Annotated in this window: 1 protein-coding gene; it reads right to left on the bottom strand. The window is 48.1% G+C overall.

Translation table 11 applies throughout. The annotated features are described in order from the left end of the window. Positions 1-306: 306 nt before the first annotated feature. A partial coding sequence (gene infB, locus ACTHUT_RS20875; protein ID WP_440419718.1) for a translation initiation factor IF-2 occupies positions 307-1,227 on the bottom strand: 921 nt, incomplete at its 5' end.

Raw genomic sequence — 1,227 nt, forward strand, 5'->3', positions numbered from 1 at the left:
CATCCGGCATGTGGCCGGGATTGCTTAGTTGGGATTGTGTTGAGGCTGTATATACTAGGGCCGAAATTTGATAAAAACAACAGAAACGTTAAGATATGACAATGTATAGAGCGCTTTATCAGGCTTTGTCAGCCGTCTATTCCTTTGCTAAATTGCTTTGCCTTGTATGGCTGTTTTGTTTCTTATATACCACACATCAATTTTCATAGTTTCAAACTATGAATGGTTGTAAAAAGGCCGTCTGAAAAAAAGAAGCAGGTTTCGCATTGCAAAACCTGCTTCTGATTTTTCAGACGGCCTGTTTGATTACAGAGTACGGGCAACTTCGACGATGTCGAAACATTCGAGTTGGTCGCCTTCCATAATCTCGTTGTAGCCTTTGAGCATCAGACCACATTCGAAGCCCATGCGGACTTCTTTGACGTCGTCTTTGTAGCGTTTCAAAGAAGACAACTCGCCGGTATGGATAACCACGTTGTTGCGGATGAGGCGGACATGGGAGTCGCGTTTGACCACACCGTCGGTAACCATACAGCCTGCAATGTTGCCGACTTTGGAAACGGAAATAACCTGACGGATTTCGACCGTACCGGTTACTTGCTCTTTCTCTTCCGGAGAGAGCATACCGCTCATGGCGGCTTTCACGTCGTCGATGGCATCGTAAATGATGTTGTAGTAACGGATTTCCACGTTTTCATTCTCAGCCAGTTTGCGTGCAGAAGCATCTGCACGGACGTTAAAGCCGATGATGAATGCGCCGGAAGCGATAGCCAAGTTGATATCAGATTCGGTAATACCGCCAACACCGCTGTGCAACACGTTCACTTTCACTTCGTCGGTGGACAGTTTTTTCAGGCTGCCAGCCAAAGCTTCGTAAGAACCTTGTACGTCTGCTTTGATGATGACGGACAAGGATTGGGCTTGGTTTTCGCCCATGTTGTTGAACATGTTTTCCAGTTTCGCGGCCTGTTGTTTGGCCAAGCGCACGTCGCGGTATTTGCCTTGACGGAAGAGGGCGATTTCGCGCGCTTTTTTCTCATCGGCCAATACCATTGCATCTTCGCCTGCGTTCGGTACGTCGGACAAGCCGAGGATTTCGACAGGGATAGACGGCCCGGCTTCATTGATGGCTTTGCCGTTTTCGTCAACCATTGCACGGATTTTACCGAATGCAGTACCGGCCAGCAGCATATCGCCTTTTTTCAGCGTACCGCTTTGTACCAAGAG

This window comes from Neisseria sp. P0022.S010, assembly GCF_051956635.1.